The organism is Streptomyces shenzhenensis (assembly GCF_021462265.1).
GTDB lineage: Bacteria > Actinomycetota > Actinomycetes > Streptomycetales > Streptomycetaceae > Streptomyces > Streptomyces shenzhenensis.
Genome location: NZ_JAJONF010000148.1, coordinates 1 through 1,460, shown reverse-complemented (window position 1 = coordinate 1,460; position 1,460 = coordinate 1). Strand labels below are relative to the sequence as shown.

The 1,460-nt window shown below is 68.6% G+C and carries 1 protein-coding gene and 1 pseudogene; both read right to left on the bottom strand.

Features of this window, described 5'->3' with window-relative positions:
• Positions 1 to 453: pseudogene (locus tag LQ326_RS47140) on the bottom strand (M4 family metallopeptidase); the annotation flags it as partial.
• A 250-nt stretch (positions 454 to 703) separates the two neighbouring features.
• Positions 704 to 1,460: M4 family metallopeptidase (locus LQ326_RS47135; RefSeq protein ID WP_234545372.1), on the bottom strand; the 757-nt coding region annotated here is incomplete at its 5' end.

Sequence of the window (1,460 nt, the reverse complement as noted above, 5' to 3'; positions counted from 1 at the left end):
GGTGAGGGCCGCCTTCTCCGCCTTGGCCACGGTGAGCCGGGGCTTCAGGGAGGCCACCTTGATGGTCGCCCTGGTCGCCTTGGTGACGCCCTCGGTCTTGCCGGCCTTCGAGGTGTGCACGACGAGGTCGCCGCCGAGGACGGGCAGGCCCGCGTAGGTGCGCTCGTAGCGCGTGTGGACCGTGCCGTCGACGTCCTTCACGACGTCCTTGACGACCAGCTTCTCCTTGGCGCCGAGGCCTATCTGCCGGCCCGTCTCGGCGACGTTCGCCTCCGCCTTCTGGACGAGTGCGGTGCGGGCGGAGTTGGAGAGCAGGGTGGGGGCGGCGGCCAGCGGCTGCTTGTCGGCGGCCGTGGCGTTCGCGGTCATACCGGTGGTGAGGAGGGCGCCGGCGGCGACAGCGGTGGCGATGGCGAGCGTGGTGCGCTTGTGACGCGCGTAGAGGGGGCTCACTCAAGCTCCTTCAGGATGTGGGGAGTCCGGGCGGAGTTGGGGGCTTCCGGCCCGACTGTGGGGTGGTGAAGTTGCTGTGCTGTGCGACGGTGATGGAAGAGTGACATCAAGGTCGCGTACATGTCAGGACCCTGAAGTGATGTTGGCCGAAAAGCAGGTGTCGGGTGAACATTGCGGCCATGTAAAAAGGGCGCCGCCCGAGGGGATGATCCCCTGGACGGCGCCCGGCGCGCGCGTGTGCAACCTGCGGTTACGGGAAGGTCAGCGTCCACCCGTTGATCGTGCCGACGTCCTGCGCGGCCTGGTCCTGGACCTTCAACTTCCAGGTGCCATTGGCCGATTCGGACGAGGCGTTCACCGTGTAGGTGTCCGTCACGTCGTCCGCCGAGTCGGACGAGCTGAAGTTCTTCAGGCGGTACGACGTCCCGGACGGGCCGACGAGATCGATCACCAGGTCGCCGCGCCAGGTGTGGCTGATATTCGGCGTTACCTGCAAGTTGCTCGGCGCGTTCCCGGTCCGGCCGGAGACCGTGATGGACGAGGTGACCGCGGGCCCGTTGTCCGGAATCGACACGGGCGTGCTGCTCTCGTACGAGGTGCCCGTGCCGCCGCCACCGCCGGAGCGCGAGCCGACCGCGATGGCCGCCCAGGCGTCCTGCACCGCCTTGTACTCGGCGCTGGTGGTGCCGTACAGCTCGCCCGCCGCCGCGAGGGTGCCGGTGCGGGCGCTCGCGTAGTTGGTGGTCGAGGTGAACTTGGTGGTGAGCGCGCGGTACCAGATCTGCAGCGCCTTGTCCCGGCCGATGCCGGTGACCGGGAGGCCGTCCGCCGTCGGCGAGTTGTAGCTGACGCCGTTGATGACCTTGGCGCCGCTGCCCTCGCTCAGCAGGTAGAAGAAGTGGTTCGCGGGACCGGACGAGTAGTGCACGTCGAGGCCGCCGAGCCCCGAGTACCAGCTGTCCTTGGACGCGCCGTCCTTGCTGGGCTGGTCCATGTAGCGCAGCGGG